This window comes from Acidobacteriota bacterium (genome assembly GCA_033549365.1).
Lineage (GTDB): Bacteria > Acidobacteriota > Aminicenantia > Aminicenantales > Saccharicenantaceae > JAWSUF01.
Genome location: JAWSUF010000006.1, coordinates 126,490 through 146,406 on the forward strand (window position 1 = coordinate 126,490; position 19,917 = coordinate 146,406).

A 19,917-nucleotide genomic window follows, 5' to 3' on the forward strand; every position below is an offset into this window, starting at 1 on the left:
TTAAAAGGAAAAGGACAGGCCGACGCCCAGGGCGCGACCGGGTTCGAACACGGCTTCGGCATCGGGACGGGCGAGATAGGTTTTGTCGAAGAGATTGGAGAGAAGCGCGTGGAAGCGGACGCTCTCCGACGGCGCCCAGCCGAATCTGAGGTTGACGGTTTCATAGGCCGGGATGGCGATTTCAGCCGGACCCGGGTTTTTCTTGGCGGACTGGACGTGGACACTGATTTCGGCCGACAGGCGTCTCCACCAGGCCCGGGTTCCCGCATGAAGCCGGAAAGAGGGGACATCGTTCAACGACGCCTCCGCCTTAAGGCTTCGGCCGGTCATGGCCATGATGTTGCCGAAAACCTTCCAGCCGGAGACGGGAAAGATCTCCCATTCGCATTCGACCCCCTGGAGCCGGCCGCGGTCGACGTTTCCATAGGTATAGACTCGCGGCGAAACCAGGAAGCGTTCGATCATATCGTCGATGGTGTTGACGAAACCGTAGACGGCGGCATAGGCCCTGCGCCCGATATATTTGATTCCGCCGTCGAAATTCAGGCTGGCCTCCGGCCTGAGATCGGGCGCCGCGACGATCATGCCCCGGCCGGTGATCCCGGTATAGAATTTCTCTCCGAGTCCGGGAACACGGTAGGCGCGTGAGATGTTCGTGAAAACGACCACGTCTTCCGTCAGATGGTAGGATGCGGCCAGAAATCCCGTAGCCGTGCTTTTCTTCGAAGACAGAGGATTCCCCGATCCCCCGGGGTCGGCCTGCATGGCCAGAAGATCGAAACGAACGCCTCCCGCAAGATCGAGGCCCGGAATCCCGGTGTAGTCCAGCGAAACAAACGCTCCGATATCCTCGCGGCGGCCGCCGTCATAAGGGATTTCCCGGAAAACGGAAACGGTGTTCCCGTCTGCATCGAAAGAGGTTTCCGTATTTTCGGCGCGAACGCCGGTTCGGCCGAAATAATCGAGGCCCGATTGGAGCCGAAGTCTTGCGGCCACCTTCTTTCCATACGACAGTTGAAATCCGAAGTCCGTGCTTTCCGTCCGGCTGAAGGATTCCCCCGTTTTGTAAGCCGCAAGCGTATCCCGGCGTGTTTCGAGAAAATTGGGATTGGCATAGGCCTGGAAGGTCAGCCGTCCTTCCGCAACATGTTTTTCCACCCAGCGGAACAACATCAGATTGTTGTCTTCCCGGGGATACCAGGTCGGCCGTGTCCGGCTGTTGTCGGCGGGCTTGCCGATCTTCCGTCCCCGGGATCCAAGAAAAGTCAGGGAGATTTCGCGACGATCTCCGGAACGGACGATTTTTCCGAAAACTCCGGATTGGGAATACTGGGACTGAAGAATCTCACCGGCCGGCGACCGGTAGTTTTCTGCATCGACGCCGCGAAACGACAGATATCCGCCCCAGCCGTTTTTGGCCGCCTGAATGGACAGCCCGGCCGATTTTTCGTCATTGCCCCCCCCGTAACGCGCCTGGACGCCTCCCCGGATCCCCTCTTCGATCTCGGGAGAGCGCGTCTGGGCATGGATGACACCGCCGATGGCGTCCGACCCGAAATGCACCGAGGACGAGCTTCGGACGATCTCGATTCTCTCGATATCGTCGGGACTGAGAAAGGAGGCGTTGGGGCCAGTCCGGCGGTCACTGGTCACCCGGGCGAAATCGACGAGATACAGAACTTTGCGGCGGGCCATGCCTCGGATTGTCGGGACGAGGGTGAAACCGCCGGAACCCAGCGCCGCCACGCCCGGAAGCTCCTGAAGTCCGAGTGCGACGTTGGGAGCCATCGTTTCGACCAATGTCTCCGAAGCGATGACGGACCCCGCGGCGGCGACTGTGGCCGCGGATTCGGCATGCCGCCGGGCCGTGACGACGATTTCCTCACTCTGACGGACGAGGGGTGAAAGCACGATCTCCACAGGATCGCTCAACTTTCCCGAGATGACGAATTCACGTTCATAGAAATCGGGATGGATGAGCTCCAGGCGGATTCTGTCCCGATGGGGAACCGCCATCGCGAAGGCGCCCAGAATATCAGTGGCCGTGTTCGTTCCGGTGGGACGATGCAAAACCAGAGCTCCTTCAATGGGAATCCCGCCGGGTGTCACGACCACACCCCGGATTTCAACGGTTTCGGCAAAACCCGGCGGAGCGGCCGCAAATCCGAAAACCAGAATCGTGAAACCGGCGAAGAGTCTTTTCATTTTGCATCTCCTGCTTTGCGCACCACCGCCCTGTCCGGTGAAAACCTCATGAGCGTTCGGATTTTCTTGCGGGTCAACGGATGGACCGCATGGGGGGCGATCTCGGCCAACGGCACGAGAACGAAATTCCGACGGTCCATCCGGGGATGGGGAATGACAAGTCCGGGGGTCTTGATGATCGTTTGTCCCGCAAGAAGAATGTCGATATCAATAATCCGGGGGCCGCGATCTTTACGAGGGACCCGTTTCATGGCTTTTTCAACGGCCTGAATCCGATTCAGAAATTCCAGGGGTGCGAACGGGGCGTCAACCTCGAGAACCTGATTGAAAAACCAGGGTTGATCCCGAAAGTCGACCGGTTCGGTTCTATAAATCGAGGAGGCCCGGAGGATCTTGATGCCGTGTTCCGACAACATTCGAGAGGCTGCCGTCAGGTTTTGCCTCTTCCGGCCGAGGTTGCTGCCCATTGATATGTAGTATTTCATCTTATCAGAAAGCACATTTTAGCATATTTTTTTTTATTTGCTTTGCCGGCCGGGATTCATTAAGATGAGTCCTCTGGCTCGGCCATGATCATGCGTAACCCATGGAGGCGGAGATGAACACGAGCGACCTCATTTTTCTGGACAACGGCGCCACATCCTATCCGAAACCGGACGATGTCTACGTTTTCATGGACGGATTCTTCAGAAAATACGGCGTCAATCCGGGCCGATCCGGCTATGATCTCTGCATGGAAACCGGGGAACTCGTCGAAGCCACGCGGCGTCTCCTTTCGGATTTTTTCAAGGGGACGGATCCGAATCGGCTCTGTTTTTCCTACAATTCGACCGATGCTCTGAACCTCATCTTTTTCGGACTTCTCGGCTCGGGCGATCATGCCGTGACAACGACCCTCGAACACAACTCCGTTCTCCGTCCCCTGCATCATCTGTCTCTGGCTGGCGTCCAGGTGGACCATGTTCCGTTCGACAGCCGGGGTTTCGTGGATCCCGACGATATCGCCCGCCGGTTCAGGCCCAATACCCGGGTCGTCGCCGTCAACCATGCCTCCAACGTTATCGGCACCGTCCAGCCTCTTGCGGAAATCGGCCGCCGCTGCCGCGAGCGCGGCATCGTATTTGTCGTCGACGCCTCCCAGTCGGCCGGTAAAATCCCCGTCGATATGGAGGCGCAGTGTCTCGACGTCGTGGCCTTCACCGGCCATAAATCCCTCCTGGGGCCGACCGGCATCGGCGGCCTCTGCGTCCGTGAGGGGATCGACATCCGCCACACGCGGGCCGGCGGCACGGGTGTCCGTTCGGCCCAAAAAACTCATCTTGACGAATATCCCTATCGTCTGGAATACGGCACCCCCAACGTCCTCGGCATCGCCGGACTGAACGCCGGCATCAAATGGATCCTGGCCCGCGGCATGGAAAACCTTCATCACCGCGAAATGGAACTGATGACACGGCTGCGTGACGGGCTTCGGGACATTGAGGGGGTGACGCTCTATTGCCAGGACGATCTGGACGATCATATCAGCGTCATGGTTTTCAACATCGAGGACATGCTCGCCTCCGACGTCGGAACAATGCTGGACGTCGATTACAATATCGCCTGCCGTACCGGGCTCCATTGCGCGCCTCTCGTCCACGAAGGCATCGGAACGGCCGAAATCCACGGCGCCGTCCGATTCGGCATCGGGCCCTTCAACACCGACGATCACATCCGAACGGCGATCGAAGCCGTCCGCGACATCGCCGACCTGGCCGCCAAAAAAAGAAAAAAATAGATCATCAGAACCCGGTTATTCACAGGTTGAGTCGGCTGCAGATGCAAGGCGCGTAGGGTGAAGCTGTACTCTGTTAAACGCAGCCGTCGGGCTTGGGCAACCCCGCCACCTTGCAGGCCCCTTTGGCGGGTCCCGACGGAAAGAGCTCATAAATGCGGCGAAGCGGAAATCCCGTGGCCTGGCAGACTTTGCGAACCATGGGCGCCAACCCTTTTTCCAAATAGTATGTCCGAATGAAGTGCACGACGGCCCAGTGCTCTTCGGTCATGGCCTCGAGCCCCTCTTCCGCTTTGGCCAGGAGGCGGGCGGCGTCTTCGTTCCAGTTTTCGGGATCGGCCATGAATCCCTCGGCATTGATCTCAATCCGAATGGGTCCGTCTTCAATGAATGGCATCAGGTTCTCCTTGGGAAAGATCGCCGGAATTTTACCATGTCACTTGTGTCTTGGCAAAACCGTGCCGGGCACGATCGCCTTCAAGACCTCGGCGATGCGCCGACGGGCAAAGTCACGCGGACGGTCGTCCCCCGCCCTTCCTCGCTTCGAATATCGATGGTGCCGTCGTGGGCCAGGACGATGTGTTTGACGATGGAAAGGCCCAGGCCCGTTCCACCGAGCTTTTTCGATCGCGATGTGTCGACGACGTAGAACCGCTCAAAAACACGGTCCCTCTGGCCGGCGGGAATCCCGATCCCCGTGTCGGCGACCTCGACGATGACGGAGCCTTCAACGACGTCCAGGCTGATGTTGACACTCCCCTTCTCCGTATATTTGACGGCATTGTCGACGATGTTGACGAACATCTGTTCAAGTTGAAAGACATCCCCCCTGATAAGGGGCAATCCCGAAGAAGATCGCAGTTCGATCGCCAGCCCTTTATCCCGAGCCTTGGGCTCGAAGATTTTCAGAACATGTTCCGCGACGGCGGAAACATCAATCTCTCCGATGTCTTTCGGCAGGCCTTTTTCCTCCAGTTCGGAAAGGTTCAGAAGATCTTCGACGATGCGGATCAGCCGGTCGGTGTTTCTCTGGACGATCGCGATATATTTTCGATCTTCCTCCGAGGCCCGGACCTCCAGCGTCTCGACAAAACCCTTGATCGTGGTGAGAGGCGTTCTCAACTCATGAGAGACATTGACCACAAATTCCCGTTTGATTCTCTCGACTTTCCGGGCTTGTGTCATATCATGGAATGTCGCCACAACTTTTTCCCGGGCGTCCAGCCACGACGCATTGCAGAGATACCACCCTCCTCCGATATCGATCTCCTCGGAGAGCGCTCTCCGAGCCTCCCGAACTCTGCGGATCAGATCGACGAAGGCTGTGTTGCGGACGACTTCCCAGAAAAACCGGCCGCCGGGGGGCGGAATTCCGGGCATGCGGCGGAAAGCCGGGTTGGACAGCCCGATCCGGTCGGACTTGTCGATGACGATGAGACCCTCTCGGATGGAGGTGAGAACGCTGTCCAGTTCCTGCTTCTGAAATTCCAACTGGGAAAACATGTCCTTGAGATCGTTTGTCATGGCGTTGAAGCTCTCGGCGAAGGCCCGGAACTCCCCTTTCCGGCGGATGGACAGCTTGACATCGAAATCCCCGCCGGCCACCCGTTCCGAAGCGGTCAGGAATTCGCCGATCGGCCGGGTCACACCGCGACTGAAAAGGAGGGCGGCCAGGAGAACGACCCCGGCCACGATGCCGACGGCCCGCAGCATATTGCCCTGGAGATGGGAGATGATGTCTTGGAGTTCCCGGACGAAAACCGAAAGCCTCAAAACGCCGGCCGCGCGCCCGTCGGCGTGAACGAGAGGAAAACCCATATAGAGCATCCGTTCGCCGACGGTTGAGCTGAAACGCAGATTCCAGTCTTTTTGCCCCTGAAGGGCCGCCAGGACTTCGGGCCGGTAGGCGTGGTTTTCCATGGTTTGCGGATCTCTTTCGGAATCGGCCAGAACCCGTCCTTCGGGATCGATGACCGTAATCCGTGCATCCGCCGACCGCCCCGCGGTCTTGGCGAAACGATCGATGCCTCCCAGTTCTTCACCGTCCAGCATCTTCAGGACACGCTCTTCGAGGAGGCCGGCCAGACTTTCCAGATGTCGCACCTGATCCTGAATATAAATATTCCGGATCCTGGGAAAGGAGACGGCCAGAACGGCCGCCGCGAAGACGGCGACGATGGCCAGGTAACCGCCGAAGATTTTCCAGAACAGCGTTTTTTTCATTCATCGACCTTATAGCCTACGCCGCGGATATTCCGGATGAGCGCGGCGACCGGTCCGAGTTTTTCACGGAGATTCCGGATGTGGACGTCCACCGTCCGGTCAACAACCGCCTTTTCGTCACCCCACAGGAAATCCAGAATTTGCTCCCGGGTGAAAACACGTCCCTTCCGTGAAGCCAGAAGTTGAAGGATTTTGAATTCCGTCGATGTCAGGTCGACCGGACGGCCTTCCACCTTGACCTCGTATTTTTCCAGGTCCATGGACAGAATCCGGCCCACGGAGATCGTCCGCGTTTCCTCGGCCAGAGTCGCCCGCCTGAGGACGGCATGGATGCGGGCCGTGAACTCTTTGATGGAAAAAGGTTTGGTGACATAGTCGTCGGCGCCGAGTTCCAGACCGAGCACCTTGTCGATCTCTTCCCCTCGGGCCGTGAGCATGACGATCGGGATGCGGGCGGTCTCCGCGTTTCTTTTCAGGATTTTGCAGATTTCCATGCCGTCGGCGTCCGGGAGCATGAGATCCAGAACCACAAGGTCCGGACGGCGTGTTTCCAGAAAAGCGAAAAATCCTGAGGCGTCGGCAAATTTCTCAACATCGAATCCGGCCCGGCCGAGATGAAGGGACAGAAGTTCCCGGAGATCCTCTTCATCGTCGACGACGGCGATCAGTTTTTTCATCTCCTGGGTTTGTCCTCGCCGGGCAGCCCGTGTTTCTCGATGTGATGCTTGATCGTCTCTCCTCTCACCATATAGATGACGTCTTCGGCGATATTGGTGGCGTGGTCGGCGATGCGTTCGAGATGGCGCCCGATCAAAATGAGCCCCACGGCCCGGGTGATGGTGGAGGAATCGGCCATCATGTAGGTCAGGAGTTCGCGGAATATCTGGTCGTTGAGCTGATCGACCTCGTCGTCGCGCTCGCAGACCGCACGGGCCAGGGCCTCATCCCTGTGGATAAAGGCGTTGATGGAATTTCGGACCATGTCCTGGGCGACAAGCGACATCCGGGGGATGTCGATCAGAGGCTTGAGCTGGGGATATTTCAAAAGATCGAGGGTGCACTCGACAATGTTGACCGCCAGATCGCCGATGCGTTCAAGATCCGTGATGATCTTCATGCCCGAGGTGACGAAACGCAGATCCGCGGCCATCGGCTGGCGGATGGCCAGAAGCCTCATGCATTCCTCGTCGATCAGGATTTCCAGGCGGTTGATGGCCTCTTCTTTCGGAAAAACCCGGCGAAGTTTGTCCTCGTCTCTTTCTTTCAAACCGGTGATGGCCAGAGCAATGGCCTCCTCAGCGTGGGCGGCCATTTCCAGAAGGGATTCCTTGAGCGATTTGAGTTCGTCGTCGAACGGTCTCTGCATTGTCGTCTCCTCTCGAATCACGTTCCGGCGACCCGAAAGGTGCGCCGGTTTCGTCAGGTCCGGATCAACCGAAGCGGCCGGTGATGTAATCCTCGGTCATCTTGTTGGACGGATTGGTGAAAACCTTGTCCGTCCTGTCGAACTCGACGAGCTCCCCGAGCATCATGAACGCCGTGAAATCGGATACGCGCGCCGCTTGCTGCATGTTGTGCGTGACGATGACGACAGTGTAGCTTTTCTTGAGCTCGTGAATCAAGTCCTCGATCTTGGCCGTGGCGATGGGGTCGATGGCCGAGCACGGCTCGTCGAAAAGAATGACCTCGGGCTCGACGGCCAGCGACCGGGCGATGCACAGCCGCTGCTGCTGACCTCCGGAAAGGCAGAAGGCGCTTTCGGACAGACGATCCTTGACTTCTTCCCACAGGGCGGCATGGTGAAGGCTTCGGACAACGATTTCCTCGAGCTTTTTCTTATCCCGAAAACCGTTGATGCGGAGTCCGTAAGCGATGTTGTCATAAATGGACTTGGGAAAAGGGTTCGGCTTCTGAAAGACCATACCCACCCGCCGGCGAAGTTCGACGACATCGGTTTTCGGTGACCGGATGTCCTCACCGTCGAGAAGGATGCGCCCCTCGACCCGTGTTGCGGCGATGACGTCGTTCATACGGTTCAAGGTGCGGATGAATGTCGATTTTCCGCATCCCGAGGGACCGATGATGGCCGTGACCCGGTTTTCGGGGCAGACGACACTGACGCTCTTCAGCGCCCGGTTCGATCCGTAATAGAAATTGAGATCCTGGGTTTCGATCTTGGCGGATGTGTCCATCAACGTCTCCATTTTCTTCTCAACCTGTAGCGGATAATGATCGCCGTCATGTTCAGACCCCACACAAGAGCGATCAGAACGAGTGCCGTTCCATAGGCAATGGGCCGGACCTGTTGGATGGCATGATGCTGGGTGGACATGATATAGAGGTGGTACGGCAGGGCCATAAATTGGTCGCTCAGGGAACGCGGCAGGATGGGAAGGAAAAAGGCCGCGCCCGTAAACAGGATCGGGGCCGTCTCCCCCGCCGCCCGGGCCAACCCGAGCACGGTTCCCGTCAACATGCCGGGGACGGCATAGGGCAGCACATTGGTCCGAATGGCCTGCCACTTCGTCGCACCCAGGGCCAGCGCGCCCTCCCGGTAGGAATTCGGAATCGTTTTCAGAGCTTCCTCGCTGGCCGTGATCGTCCACGGCAGGGTCATGAGTCCCAATGTCAATCCGGCCGAAAGAATCGAGGTTCCGAACCGGAGCATGTTGACGAACAGGATCACGCCGAAGAGACCGTAGACAATCGACGGAACGCCCGAAAGATTTCGGATGGACAGCCGGATGAGCCGCGTCAAACGCGTCTGGCTGGCGTATTCGTTCAGATATATGGCGGCAAACATGCCGAGAGGAATGGCCAGAACAGCTGTCATGACGGTCACGAAAAACGTCCCCATGATGGCCGGGAAAATTCCGCCTTCCGTCATGCCGCGGCGGGGCGCCTGGGACAGGAACTCCCAGCTGATGACGCTTCCGCCTTTGCTGACGATGTCGTAGAGAAAGACAAACAAGATGGCCAGAACCATATAAAGGCAGATCCGAAGGAGCATGAACCCGGCGAATTGGGCAATCTTACGGAAGATCGTCATTGCTCGCGCTCCTGATACTTGTTGAGAATGACGTCGGCCGCAAGATTGACGGCAAAGGTCATGATAAACAGAACCAGTCCGACGGCAAAAAGAGAATAATAATGCGTGGTGAAATAGGGAACCTCGCCGAGTTCAATGGCGATATTGGCCGTCATGGTTCGGACGGACTGGAGAAGGCCCGTCGGAAACGCCCGGGCGTTTCCTGTGGCCATGAGAACGGTCATGGTCTCGCCGATGGCCCGCCCCATGCCCAGCATACAGGCGGCCATAATCCCCGAAAGGGCGGCCGGGATTTTGACCCGCAGAAGCGTCTGCCACCGCGTCGCCCCCAGGGCCAGGGAGGCTTCACTGTAAGCGGCGGGGACGGCGTTCAGCGAATCTTCCGAGATGCTGATGATGGTCGGCAAGGCCATGATGGCCAGAAGCACGCTGCCGTTCAGGGCGTTCAAGCCGTGGCTTGTCCCGAAAAGCGACGCGAGAACCGGGCTGAACAATACGATGCCGAGAAATCCAACGACGACGGACGGGATCCCGGCCAGGATTTCGACAATGGGTTTGATGATTTCCCGGACGCGCCAATGGGCCACGTCGGAGAGGTAGGCGGCCACGCCGACCCCGATGGGAACGGCCAGGAGCAGGGCGCCGAAGGTGACAAGGAGCGTGCTGACGATCTGGGAAAGGATGCCGTATTCCACCTTCTCGGGAGAAGTCGGATCCCAGTTTTTCTTGAACAGAAACTCGTCGATCGGAATCTCGCGGAATGCCGGCACGGCCGTGTAGAGGAGGATGCCGAAGATACCCAGAAGGGCGATGACGGCCAGAACGCCGTTTGCGAAAAAGAAAGCCCTGATCGCCGATTCCCGGAGATTTCTGAGGATTCTCGGATTCAATGGATCTTACTTGAGGTTCTTGTCGTTCTGGGCTTTATGGCCCGATCCGATCGTGAAGAAGCCTTCCTTCTCGACGATCTTCTGGCCTTCGGGGCCGGTCACGAACTGGAGGAACTTGGCCACATCGGGCGAGGGTTTTCCGGCGGTCGACTGATAGAGGGGGCGGGCGATCGGGTAATCGCCGCTGTCGACGGCCTTCTTGTCCAGGGGCGAGAAGGCGGGCGCGCCCTTTTCCTTGTTGATTTCGACGATTTTCAGGTCGCTTCGGACTTTGCCGGAGGCGTCGAAGAGATAGCCGACGCCGACATAACCGATTCCGGCCTCATCCTTGATGACGCCTTCGATGATCTGGGCGTTGCCGTTCATCTCCTTCATTTCCGAGGAGTAGTTCTTGTTGCCGAGAACGAATTCCTGCATGAAGACATAGGTCCCGGAGTTGGACTGGCGGCCGTAGAGGGAGATGGCTTTATCCGGTCCGCCGACATCTTTCCAGTTCTTGATGTCGCCGCGATAGATGGCGCCGACGTCGGCCATGGTCAGGGTCTTCACGGGATTTTTCGAGTTGACGATGACGCTCAGGCCGTCAACCGCGATGATGAATTCGCGGGGTGTGATATTCTGCGCCGCCATCTGTTCATATTCGCTCTTTTTGATTTCGCGGGAATGGTTGGCCACATCGCAGGTCTTATTGATCAGGCCGACGATCCCCGTGCCCGAACCTCCGCCGAGAACGGCGATCGGGATGTTGGGGTTCTTGGCCATGAATTCCTCGGCCATGATCTGGACCAGGTTGACCATGGTGTCCGAACCTTTGATCTGGATCATCTTGGATCTCTGGGCAGCCGTGACGGACGTGACGGCGGCGCCGGCGATAAGGGCCACAATGACAAGTCCGACACCCAATACTTTTCCGATACGCATGTTTCTGTCTCCTTTTGTTATTTCATCGCCCGCCCTCAGGCGGCGCCTTGTTCCCGAGCGTATTCTTCGGGGGAGGCGGCGATGGTTCGTGCCAAGAATATGCGGCCCGGGTTAAGAATTGATTAAGAGGCGATCAATATTTTTTAACCTGTCTGTTTTTCCACTTGACGAAGATCCCGCAAGATGCGTAAATACTCCCGGAGGCGCCTATGACGACCAAAATCGCCGCGGCTTTGTTGCTCACGACTCTTATTCTCGCTCCGGCCGTTCACGCGGATGACCGGACTCCCTATTCCCTCGGCATCCGCCTGGGATTTTTCGGGCCGAGTTCGACGACTCTCAATCAGGAATGGATGAAGGCGCGAAACGCGGACATGACGATTCTGGGACGGACGTTCACAGCCCTGAACTACGCCGTTTCTCAAGACAACCTGTTGCCGATCACCGACAACACGACCTTCGGGGGCGAATTCGAATATCGATTCGGCAACCGGATGTCGCTCGTCATCGGAGCGGAATATGTCCGATTCAAGCGCACGGGTTCCGTCAAGGCCTACAGCATCGTGGACGGAACTCCGGTCAGTGCCGAATTTCTCATCGCCTCCCGAGTTTCCGCCCTGCCTCTGACGGCCGGCGTCAAGAAAACTTTCACGGTAATCGGAGTCGACGCCTACATCGGCGCCGGCGCAGGCTATTATCTCAGCCGTTTGTCGGTCGAGAGCGACCTGAAATTCGAGGGTGCGATTATCGGCATCCCCTATCGCGAACTCACCAAGGGCGCCGGTGGCGCTTTCGCGCCGCATATCACCCTGGGCATCGATTTTCCGGTGGCGGATACGGCAATCCTGTCGGCGGAAGTCCGCATCCCTTTCGGCACCGTCAATTCCTACAAAATCAGGGAACGGGAGGCCGTCACCTTCGCCGAAGGCACGGGTGATACGATGACTTTCATCGACCGGCAGGGTCAGTCCAGGCCTTTCAAATGGGAACTGACCGGCATCCATGCCGGTCTCGTTCTCAAGTGGATGTTCTGAAGCGGAAAGCCTTCAGAATTTCCAAAACCTTGCCGATCGGAAGCGCCTCGGCCCGGTTCCCGTCGCGGCCGGTCATGGTTTCGGCCATGAACAGCGAATTGTAAATCGCCTCTTCGACGGCCTCCTCCGCGGCCCGGAACAGGACGGTCATCATGTCGTTGGCGACAAGATCCGGCGTTTTGATAAACGGCGAATCCGGGCGATGCGGGATGATGCGGGACGTGCTGAAGGCGACGGCATAGTCCCCCGATCCGTTGCTCATCACGGTTGTCGTTCGCCCCATTCCGATAAAGGCACGCCGGGCCAGTCTCTCCAGATTACGTTCCGAAAGGGGGGCGTCCGTGGCGATGACGATCATGCAGGATCCGCCGCGACCGGCTTCGCCGTCGTCTTCATTGGGGCTCAAACCCGGAACGGGAGCCGGATGACCGCCGCCGTCCCTGAGGATGCGGCCCACGGGCACGCCCTGCATGACGAGTTCGCTCCCGAAATTGCTCTGCACGAGAACGCCGACGGTATAGCGGCGGCCCGACCATTCTTCGGTCAGACGCGAGGATGTGCCGATTCCGCCCTTGAAACCCAGGGCCCGGGTTCCGGTTCCCGCTCCAACGGCGCCCTCGGCAACCGGCCCTTCCCGGGCCGTCTCGATCGCCGCCTGCACATCGGAGGGACGGACATGAAGCCCCCGGATATCGTTCAGGGAACCGTCGTTCGTCTCTCCGACTACGATGTTGACCGAACGGACATCTTCGTTCCCCGATTGTTCCAGGGCGTGGCGCACGGCGCCCTCCATGGCCGCCCCGACACTCAGGGTATTGGTCAAAATGACGGGGCTTTCGATGTTCCCGAGTTCCCGCACCTGGGTGAAACCGGCCAACTTGCCGAAACCGTTGAAGACCTCGATGGCCGCGGCCACCTTGTCCTGAAAGAGATTTCCTCCATGGGGCAATACCGCCGTGACGCCCGTGCGGACATCATCGCCGCGCATTATTGTGACATGGCCGACACGGACACCCGACACATCGGTGATGGCATTAAGCGGCCCGGGGGTCATAACCCCGGTCGGAAAGCCCAGATCCCGAGGCCGCCGGCGGACCTCCTCTTTTCCGAAACAAACAAGGGCCGCCACGAAAAACAGGAGTCCGGCGACTGCAACAACACCGGTCCCGTCTGCAAAATGCCATGTTTTATCCGGCATGATTCTCTCCTTCATGATCTTTTCGGGCGAAAATCATATCCATTTTGCGAAATCAATTCGGTCAGCGCGGAAGCACGGCGGCGATCAACATGCGGAGGACGGCGTCATATTCGCGGAAACTGACGGATCGCGGCCTTTTCCCGTCGCCCGACGGCGAAGGCTCTCCGGGATCGGTCTTGTGAACGACGACCATGTCGAATTTCGGAAGCACCGTGATGTACTGGCCGTAAGCGCCCATTCCCGTGTAGGCCCCCTCGAAAGGGCCGTCGGAGTTGGGGGCATCCCAAATCCACCACATGTATCCATAAGCCCAGCGGTTGCCCCCGCCGAGAGATCGTCTCATCGGCGGATTCATTTCGTGAAGAGGCGTGACCAGGCTCGTGATCCGCGCGACCCATTCTCTGGATACAACCTGCCGGCCGTCCCACTCGCCGCGGCGGAGCATCAAGAGACCCAAACGGGCCATGTCCCGTGTCGAAAGCCGGATGTGGTAGGCCTGGTGTTTCGAACGCTTCACGTCTCCGGATTTGCTCTGCCGGGCCGGATCGTAATCCTGCATCCCGATCGGTTCGGCCAGATCTTCGGCCAGGGCGGCATAAATATCCTTCCCGGTCAACATTTCGAAAACCGCCCCGGCGGCGTTGAAATCCCAGTTGTTGTAGAGGTAGTAACCTCCCGGTCTCTGTGATCCTCTTGGAGGGGCGGCATAGGTATCGTCTCCCGGATTCGAAGCGGGATGATAGACCCCCGACCGGGCCGTGATGAGGTGCCCGATCGTGGCTTCAAGCTCCGACGCGAACAGCCCTTCGACATCGTTGAACCCGATATCCTTGAGCGTGCGGTTCAGGGGAATAACGCCGGTTTCGACATAATTCCCGTAAAGGACGGCCAGGACGCTTTTTCGCACAGAGGCCAAATAGCTGAGACGGGACAGGTCTCCGTATTCGAAAATCAGGCGTCCGCCGACGATCACGGCCATGGCCGATGTGTCCATGGCCTGAAGCCAGCCTCGAAGGGCGGCCAGTTTGACCCCGGAAAAGCCCGCGGATTCCGGATCCTCGACGCGCGACCATTCGGCTCCGGGAAAGACCAAGCTCTCACGTTCAAAACGTGAAACGTCCTGGATCGACGGGGCCCCGGCAGCCGGTAAGGCCAGGGCAACGGCCAGAAATAAAACCGGCAGGGAGAAATTTTTCCTGGAAATCATCATGATCCGACTCCTTCCCGGGAACCATAAATGACGGGAGAATAGTTGTCAAGACGCCGGCGGCTCGGGTGTTTTATGCCCCCGCGACGGTTTCCTGGACGCAAATCCGATTCAGACCCGATTCCCGGGCTTTCTGAAGACGGCTTTCGGCCATCTTCAGGGTGTCTTCAAGAGAGGTTGCGTCCTGGGGGCATGTGGCGATTCCCATGCAGATGCTGATATCGTCGATCAGCAGGGCGATGCCGGGCGAATAGGTGTGTTTTCGAAGCGTTTGGAAAATCCTCTTGGCTACATGAACGGCGCCCAGCCTGTCGGCATAGGGAAGCACAATGAGGAACTCGTCGTTGTTCATGCGCGCGGCCACATCGATTTCCCGAATGCTGATCCGGATGATCTCGGCGATTTCACGAAGAACCAAGTCGCCCATCCAGGGCCCGAATTTGGCGTTGACGGCCTTGAATCTGTCCACATCGATCTTCATCAGGCTGATGGAATAGCCGTGCCGGGAGGCCCGTTTCATTTCGAGATCCATGGTTTTCTTTATGTATCCGCTGTTGAAAAGACCCGTCAAGGCGTCGAAAATCGAGGCGTTCACTTCGGCCGCCGTTTGAAAAACACGAGCGGGGGGCGGAGGCTCATGATATCCATTGGGCTTGATGAATTTCTTGACCTCTTCCAGGAACGACCGGGAGAGAATCGGCTTGGAGATGATGCCGTTGATTCCGGATTTTAAAACCCGTTCGGAGTCCGGCAAGTCCGCTTTGGCCGCATAGGCCAGGATCGGGATCTTTTCGAACGCCGGCTCTTTCCGGATCGTCTGAACCGCGGCGCAAATATCCATCGTCTTGAGATCCCGATCGATCAGCACGATATCCGGTTTATGGAGACGGAGAATCTTGAGTCCGCTTTCGAAATCCCGGGCTTCCAGAAGCTGAATTTTTTCGAATTGAAAAACCGTTTTGATGCACATCAGGTTCAGCTCATTGTCGATGATGGCCAGGGCCACTTTGTACTTGGGCACCATCATCGGGCCCTCCGGAGCATATCGACACTCCAAAGACGAATGCGCCTACCGTGATATGACATGGTTCCCTATGGTTCCCGTTTGCCATTTTTACAAAACCGGATAAATCCGTCAATCACCATATGCGATGAACATCGGGGTGATCTCCCTGGTGCTCCCCCCCCCCTGAATCGGTTAATCGTTTATTGACCAGGCTTTTATGCTAAGTTAACCCGGCATTTTTCCTGAAAATATTCTCGAGCGGAAAGAAATAAATGAACAGGGCCGCGTAGAGGACGCAGGCATGAAGGCCGCCGATACTCATGAAGGCGATGATGAAGATCATGAGATGCATCCGGATGACGTTCTTGTAGGGAATGAACATCACGTTGTCGCCGGCTCTTTTCGCCGCGGCAGGAATATTTCCGGTCTGGGACAGCGCTGTGGACAGAATGACAGGCCAATACGCCGCCGCCGAAATGCGGACGAAACGGCCGAAATTGACGAAGATTTCTTCGAAATCCCGGCCGAACCCCGCATCCTCGACCAGAGGGAAAAAACCGTTGAGGAAAAGGCTGTGGACGAAATGGAATCCGCCGAAGTGAACGGTGAAAAAAGCAAGCATGAAGAATCCGGACGGGAGATTGACGAGCACATTGCGCAGGATTCGGACAGGGCCGGCTCCGTCTTTGTGGTCACCCGGAGCAAGAAGCGCCGCTGCAGCGGCGATGGCCGTGACCAGAGCATAGACAAGCGTGATGAGAGAAAGACCGAAAAAAGCCAGGACCGGAATCAGGAAAAACAGGGCCATGACGACGGGGGCGAATCGTTCCGTCGGTCCGGGCCGGTCGGCTTTCATCCAAAAGACACGTCCGGAGACCAACCCGCCGACGATCACAAAAAGGATCGTCAGATAACCGACCGTCAGGCTGGATATCCAGAGCGCCCACAGGAGATCCTTGGCCGTCCAGCCGAAATACACGGCGGCGCCGACCGTCGCTCCGAAGGACAGAAGGCTGCGGAGGACGGCTGCGCCTGTTTGACCGTCCCGAGCCGCGCGGGCCGTTTCACTTCTCTGGAGGATAGGGTTCTCCATCATCGTTTTCCGACGCTCAGAGTCACGTCTTTTTCAACATCGTTTGATCGGCCGCCGTTATGCGGCCGGGACGAATAAGCATTTCCCGGGCCTTTCGGATCACACCCCGAAACAGGCTACGAAAAACTCATAGGCGTAGAAGTCGGAAGACGTCCGGTGCATCTCGGGCTCTTGTGCAAGCCGGTCAAGAACGCCAAGGGCTTCGTCGTCGCCGGCATATTTGACGCGCAGTTCTTCGATGCGGATTTCCATCGGTGTGTAGAAATCGTCCCACCAGGCCTCGTCCGGCAGGGTGAAGCGTCCGAGAAGCGAAAACCCGTTCCTTCCGATGGCCGCCTCAATATCCTCCGCCCGGCCCATCGCCGGATAATCCAAATCGAAGCCCGCCTTGACCTCGGCCGGAGGATTCTCCTTCCGCCAGACGGCATCGGTGAAGGCAAGATATCCGCCGGGGCGCAGAAGGCCGCGACAGAGCCGCAAGGCGTTTTCGATGCCGATGTTGTAAAGCGCCCCTTCGGACCAAACGAGATCAAAACTTTCCGGCGGAAGCCCGGATTCGGCCATGTCGCCGACCACGGGCCGAATCCTTCCGGCAAGTCCCCGCGCTCTGACCGTCTCGCGGAGTCGCTCGATGCTCGGAGCATGGTTGTCAACGGCGACAATGGATCCTGAAGTGAGCTCGGCAAGATGCAGCGTCTGCGCGCCGACTCCGCAGCCCAGGTCGAGGATGTCCGGCGATTCCGGAAGATCCCGGCAAAGGCCGAGAGCCCTCTCGGCGCCGGCGCGGTTGCCCGGCCCCTGCCGCGGCAGGGCCTCGAAGACCTCAAAAAAGATGTCCCAGAAACGCGGACTTGGCTCTGTCATGGTCATGACTTCCCGTATGCAAATCTCTTCATAGCCGTTTCCCCTTATTCGTTTTCACGATCCTCCCAAGCAGTCTTTCGTTTCACCCGATCCATGAGAAACCGCACACCTAGGTTGTCCGACGGGTTCAGCCAGAGCATCTTCTCAAATATGTGCGCCGCCGCGTCAAAGCGTCCAAGACGCCAGAGACACAATCCATAGCCGTGCATGCAGCGCAGAAATGGACGGTTGTCGATAAGGCCCCACGCCAGCACGCCGGAAAAACCGTCACCCAAAGACAGCTCGCCGATACGCAAACCGACTTCGTAATGGTGGACGGCATCCTGGGGATGGTGGTCAAAGACGAAATTGCCCAGATGCGAATGGGCATCGAGGCAGCGCAGGTCCGCCTGGCACAGCTGCATCAAGATCTTTTCCGCCTCATCCCGCTCGCCGGCATCTTTGAGATCATTGGACCTTGTGATGGGGTCATTGAAAGGATCATCAGGGTCCTCGCCGGGCAGTACCTGCTCCATCTCGAACATGGGGCGGGGGCCGTGGGCGATGATCGGCTTGGCCCATTCCTCGATGGGTTCGCCTTCTTCTCCCCAGTACTCTTCCTTGGGGTCCCACATGCCCATCTCTTCGAGCTCCAGTGGTACGAGATCGAGGGCCTTCACGTCGATTCGAGTCGACTGAACCTCGCCGGCGAGATACGGATGACCGCCGTAACGCCACTGTTTTCCTGGCTTGACCGTGACGATGGCGCCAGGCACCACCTCCCAAAGGCGGCTTGCGCGCAGGGTAATGATCCGGTCGCTTTTCAACAAACGGCACCGGGCGGCTCGCCCCGTGACAGATAGGGCGACCAAATCAACGGGTTTGCTCAGGTCGATGTCATCATCTGCCGCCTTGTGCTGCCGCCCGCGTCGGGAAGTTTTCTTGTTTTCGACAGGGTAAGGATCGAGGTTGAGCCACCTGCGGTAGGCGGCGATGTAACCCGCCATTGCCGATGCCTGCGGCAACACGACCTCGGAGAGCGAAATTACATATTCCGACCCGTCCTCCCGGCGGCAATTGGCCGTCAGACCGCGCCGTTCTTTACCGTCGTAGTCCACCGCGATCACCGAAACCGGTTCCCCGATGACGAAACCGTCGGCCGGTAGCGCAACGTCATCCTCAAAGGCCTGCCGAAAAGCCCAGAGCTGTTCATCATTGCCGTATGCGTCGACGGTGATTTCCTCAATAAGTCTGTCCAAGGCTTCGAGCCTCTTACCCTCTTTGGGGTTTCGCGTGCCCATCTTTTATTGATCCTTCCAGATACCGGCCTTCACCAGCCGTTGAATCAGCGACTTACGCCGCAGGTGGCCGCCCATGAACTTTGTAAATTCTTGTTGAAATTGCTTTTTGGTCGCGAACAGTTCATGGGCTTCGGCGATGTCAACGAGTATGCGGCAGGCTTCGTCGTACCCCTGCCCCGATCCGCGCTCGATGGGTTCTCGAACCGACGCCCAGGCTTTGGGAAAATCGTTGGACAGGTTGTCCAGATACGCCCTTCGTTTCTCGCGGTGCTTGATCTCCTGTTTCTCGCGGTCCCGTTTTTGTTTCTCCAATCTGATCTGGCAGGCTTTTTCAGCGTTCTGCCGCAATTCCCCCACCGTGCGCCGGGATGCGTCGGTATCGCCCGTCTGAAGGCTGTGCCGCCATGCCTCAAAACGATTCCTGAGGGATCGTTCGGCCTGCAACCCTTGGCCCTTCAGCAATTGCTTCAGGATCGGATTGACTTCATCCCGGGGCAGGGATTTTATCCACCTCTCCATTTCCGCTTGCGAAATTACCACCTCTTGTGCAACCTGACTGCCCATGCCGGCGCCCGCTAGCAGGTCCGGGTCCACTTCGAGGAATTCGGCCAGTGCCCGTTGGGCTGCCGTGAGGTTTCCCAATCCGCTCACGGATACTGGCTCGGTCTCTACGTCATCCATCATCTCCCCGGCCACGGCCATCAACCATCCGACATACAGACTGCGCAAGTCCCCGCGCAGCAGTTCCTCCCGCACCGGGGCCAGACGCGCCATCCAGCCCCGGCCGTCCTCCATGCCGAAGCGGTCGTAGTTTTCCGACTCCTCCAGGCTCCAGGTAATCATCCAATGGGTCTTGGTGGCCTTGATATCCAACAGGTAAGGCACGGCCGCAGCTTTGGCGGTCTCTCGGGTCAATGCCTCGATGGGCAGCCGCACCATGAAAATGGCCGTCATCCAGTTGGCCACATAGACATGGGCGTCGAAATAGCGCTGCATCAACTTGTGGGGGTCGCCTTTGAAATCTCCCCAATTGTATTCGTTGGTGAAGCTGACCGGCGTGATCGTGGCCCGCATGGAAAGCGCCCGCAGCTCTTCCATTTCATCCGCTGTCAGAGGCCGGTCAATGGCCAGAAACTCGTAGTATTGGTATTCGCTCATGGCTCTATTAGTGTG

19 protein-coding genes are annotated in these 19,917 nt (G+C 58.1%); 2 read left to right on the forward strand and 17 right to left on the reverse strand.

Annotation, left to right across the window (positions count from 1 at the left end; genetic code table 11):
* A complete protein-coding gene (locus SCM96_10240) occupies window positions 1–2,205 on the reverse strand; it encodes a TonB-dependent receptor (GenBank protein ID MDW7761001.1) in 2,205 nt (734 codons plus the stop codon).
* Window positions 2,202–2,690 (reverse strand): 2-amino-4-hydroxy-6-hydroxymethyldihydropteridine diphosphokinase, encoded by a 489-nt coding sequence (folK, locus tag SCM96_10245; protein ID MDW7761002.1) that lies wholly within the window; start codon window positions 2,688–2,690, stop codon window positions 2,202–2,204. Before folK ends, SCM96_10240 begins: the two co-directional genes overlap by 4 nt.
* A 113-nt stretch (window positions 2,691–2,803) precedes the next feature.
* On the opposite strand from folK, the gene SCM96_10250 reads away from it, so the two are divergent.
* On the forward strand, window positions 2,804–3,982 hold the full coding sequence (locus SCM96_10250; protein ID MDW7761003.1) for an aminotransferase class V-fold PLP-dependent enzyme: 1,179 nt from the start codon (window positions 2,804–2,806) through the stop codon (window positions 3,980–3,982).
* Window positions 3,983–4,055: 73 nt separating this feature from the next.
* On the opposite strand, the gene SCM96_10255 is transcribed toward SCM96_10250, so the two are convergent.
* From SCM96_10255 to SCM96_10290, 8 genes are all read right to left on the reverse strand, one after another.
* Window positions 4,056–4,376, reverse strand: coding sequence for a TusE/DsrC/DsvC family sulfur relay protein (locus tag SCM96_10255; GenBank protein MDW7761004.1), 321 nt, complete (start codon window positions 4,374–4,376; stop codon window positions 4,056–4,058).
* An 80-nt stretch (window positions 4,377–4,456) separates the two neighbouring features.
* Complete coding sequence (locus SCM96_10260; protein ID MDW7761005.1) at window positions 4,457–6,202, reverse strand: ATP-binding protein; 1,746 nt, start codon at window positions 6,200–6,202, stop codon at window positions 4,457–4,459.
* The gene (locus SCM96_10265) at window positions 6,199–6,879 is read right to left on the reverse strand and encodes a response regulator (protein MDW7761006.1); all 681 of its coding nucleotides are present in this window, start codon (window positions 6,877–6,879) and stop codon (window positions 6,199–6,201) included. Before SCM96_10265 ends, SCM96_10260 begins: the two co-directional genes overlap by 4 nt.
* Window positions 6,876–7,568, reverse strand: coding sequence for a phosphate signaling complex protein PhoU (gene phoU / locus SCM96_10270; GenBank protein MDW7761007.1), 693 nt, complete (start codon window positions 7,566–7,568; stop codon window positions 6,876–6,878). The genes SCM96_10265 and phoU overlap by 4 nt, the downstream gene beginning before the upstream one ends.
* Window positions 7,569–7,632: 64 nt before the next feature.
* Window positions 7,633–8,394, reverse strand: coding sequence for a phosphate ABC transporter ATP-binding protein PstB (pstB, locus tag SCM96_10275; GenBank protein MDW7761008.1), 762 nt, complete (start codon window positions 8,392–8,394; stop codon window positions 7,633–7,635).
* Window positions 8,394–9,251 carry a phosphate ABC transporter permease PstA gene (pstA, locus tag SCM96_10280; protein MDW7761009.1) on the reverse strand — a complete coding sequence of 286 codons (858 nt, stop codon included), beginning with the start codon at window positions 9,249–9,251 and terminating at the stop codon, window positions 8,394–8,396. Before pstA ends, pstB begins: the two co-directional genes overlap by 1 nt.
* A complete protein-coding gene (gene pstC / locus SCM96_10285) occupies window positions 9,248–10,141 on the reverse strand; it encodes a phosphate ABC transporter permease subunit PstC (GenBank protein ID MDW7761010.1) in 894 nt (297 codons plus the stop codon). Before pstC ends, pstA begins: the two co-directional genes overlap by 4 nt.
* 6 nt (window positions 10,142–10,147) lie before the next feature.
* Complete coding sequence (locus SCM96_10290; protein MDW7761011.1) at window positions 10,148–11,062, reverse strand: PstS family phosphate ABC transporter substrate-binding protein; 915 nt, start codon at window positions 11,060–11,062, stop codon at window positions 10,148–10,150.
* Between the two features lie 209 nt (window positions 11,063–11,271).
* Here SCM96_10290 and SCM96_10295 point away from each other — a divergent pair, with 209 nt between their 5' ends.
* Window positions 11,272–12,096, forward strand: coding sequence for a hypothetical protein (locus tag SCM96_10295; GenBank protein MDW7761012.1), 825 nt, complete (start codon window positions 11,272–11,274; stop codon window positions 12,094–12,096).
* On the opposite strand, the gene SCM96_10300 is transcribed toward SCM96_10295, so the two are convergent.
* From SCM96_10300 to SCM96_10330, 7 genes are all read right to left on the reverse strand, one after another.
* Complete coding sequence (locus tag SCM96_10300; protein MDW7761013.1) at window positions 12,080–13,294, reverse strand: P1 family peptidase; 1,215 nt, start codon at window positions 13,292–13,294, stop codon at window positions 12,080–12,082. The genes SCM96_10295 and SCM96_10300 overlap by 17 nt on opposite strands.
* A gap of 61 nt (window positions 13,295–13,355) precedes the next feature.
* Window positions 13,356–14,504, reverse strand: coding sequence for a serine hydrolase (locus SCM96_10305; GenBank protein ID MDW7761014.1), 1,149 nt, complete (start codon window positions 14,502–14,504; stop codon window positions 13,356–13,358).
* 70 nt (window positions 14,505–14,574) lie between these two features.
* Complete coding sequence (locus SCM96_10310) at window positions 14,575–15,528, reverse strand: diguanylate cyclase (GenBank protein ID MDW7761015.1); 954 nt, start codon at window positions 15,526–15,528, stop codon at window positions 14,575–14,577.
* Window positions 15,529–15,727: 199 nt separating this feature from the next.
* Entirely contained in the window at window positions 15,728–16,603 is an 876-nt protein-coding gene (locus SCM96_10315; protein MDW7761016.1) for a DUF6498-containing protein, read from the reverse strand.
* 96 nt (window positions 16,604–16,699) lie between these two features.
* Window positions 16,700–17,464 carry a class I SAM-dependent methyltransferase gene (locus tag SCM96_10320; GenBank protein ID MDW7761017.1) on the reverse strand — a complete coding sequence of 255 codons (765 nt, stop codon included), beginning with the start codon at window positions 17,462–17,464 and terminating at the stop codon, window positions 16,700–16,702.
* Between the two features lie 44 nt (window positions 17,465–17,508).
* The gene (locus SCM96_10325) at window positions 17,509–18,744 is read right to left on the reverse strand and encodes a cytoplasmic protein (GenBank protein ID MDW7761018.1); all 1,236 of its coding nucleotides are present in this window, start codon (window positions 18,742–18,744) and stop codon (window positions 17,509–17,511) included.
* Window positions 18,745–18,747: 3 nt separating this feature from the next.
* Window positions 18,748–19,902, reverse strand: a complete 1,155-nt coding sequence (locus SCM96_10330) for a hypothetical protein (protein MDW7761019.1) — start codon at window positions 19,900–19,902, stop codon at window positions 18,748–18,750.
* Window positions 19,903–19,917: the final 15 nt, after the last annotated feature.

Bases quoted from the DNA above. Each gene is read 5' to 3' on its own strand.
- SCM96_10240 (MDW7761001.1), bottom strand. From the start codon at position 2,205: ATGAAAAGACTCTTCGCCGGTTTCACGATTCTGGTTTTCGGATTTGCG.
- folK (MDW7761002.1), bottom strand. From the start codon at position 2,690: ATGAAATACTACATATCAATGGGCAGCAACCTCGGCCGGAAGAGGCAA.
- SCM96_10250 (MDW7761003.1), top strand. From the start codon at position 2,804: ATGAACACGAGCGACCTCATTTTTCTGGACAACGGCGCCACATCCTAT.
- SCM96_10255 (MDW7761004.1), bottom strand. From the start codon at position 4,376: ATGCCATTCATTGAAGACGGACCCATTCGGATTGAGATCAATGCCGAG.
- SCM96_10260 (MDW7761005.1), bottom strand. From the start codon at position 6,202: ATGAAAAAAACGCTGTTCTGGAAAATCTTCGGCGGTTACCTGGCCATC.
- SCM96_10265 (MDW7761006.1), bottom strand. From the start codon at position 6,879: ATGAAAAAACTGATCGCCGTCGTCGACGATGAAGAGGATCTCCGGGAA.
- phoU (MDW7761007.1), bottom strand. From the start codon at position 7,568: ATGCAGAGACCGTTCGACGACGAACTCAAATCGCTCAAGGAATCCCTT.
- pstB (MDW7761008.1), bottom strand. From the start codon at position 8,394: ATGGACACATCCGCCAAGATCGAAACCCAGGATCTCAATTTCTATTAC.
- pstA (MDW7761009.1), bottom strand. From the start codon at position 9,251: ATGACGATCTTCCGTAAGATTGCCCAATTCGCCGGGTTCATGCTCCTT.
- SCM96_10290 (MDW7761011.1), bottom strand. From the start codon at position 11,062: ATGCGTATCGGAAAAGTATTGGGTGTCGGACTTGTCATTGTGGCCCTT.
- SCM96_10295 (MDW7761012.1), top strand. From the start codon at position 11,272: ATGACGACCAAAATCGCCGCGGCTTTGTTGCTCACGACTCTTATTCTC.
- SCM96_10300 (MDW7761013.1), bottom strand. From the start codon at position 13,294: ATGCCGGATAAAACATGGCATTTTGCAGACGGGACCGGTGTTGTTGCA.
- SCM96_10305 (MDW7761014.1), bottom strand. From the start codon at position 14,504: ATGATGATTTCCAGGAAAAATTTCTCCCTGCCGGTTTTATTTCTGGCC.
- SCM96_10310 (MDW7761015.1), bottom strand. From the start codon at position 15,528: ATGATGGTGCCCAAGTACAAAGTGGCCCTGGCCATCATCGACAATGAG.
- SCM96_10315 (MDW7761016.1), bottom strand. From the start codon at position 16,603: ATGATGGAGAACCCTATCCTCCAGAGAAGTGAAACGGCCCGCGCGGCT.
- SCM96_10320 (MDW7761017.1), bottom strand. From the start codon at position 17,464: ATGACAGAGCCAAGTCCGCGTTTCTGGGACATCTTTTTTGAGGTCTTC.
- SCM96_10325 (MDW7761018.1), bottom strand. From the start codon at position 18,744: ATGGGCACGCGAAACCCCAAAGAGGGTAAGAGGCTCGAAGCCTTGGAC.
- SCM96_10330 (MDW7761019.1), bottom strand. From the start codon at position 19,902: ATGAGCGAATACCAATACTACGAGTTTCTGGCCATTGACCGGCCTCTG.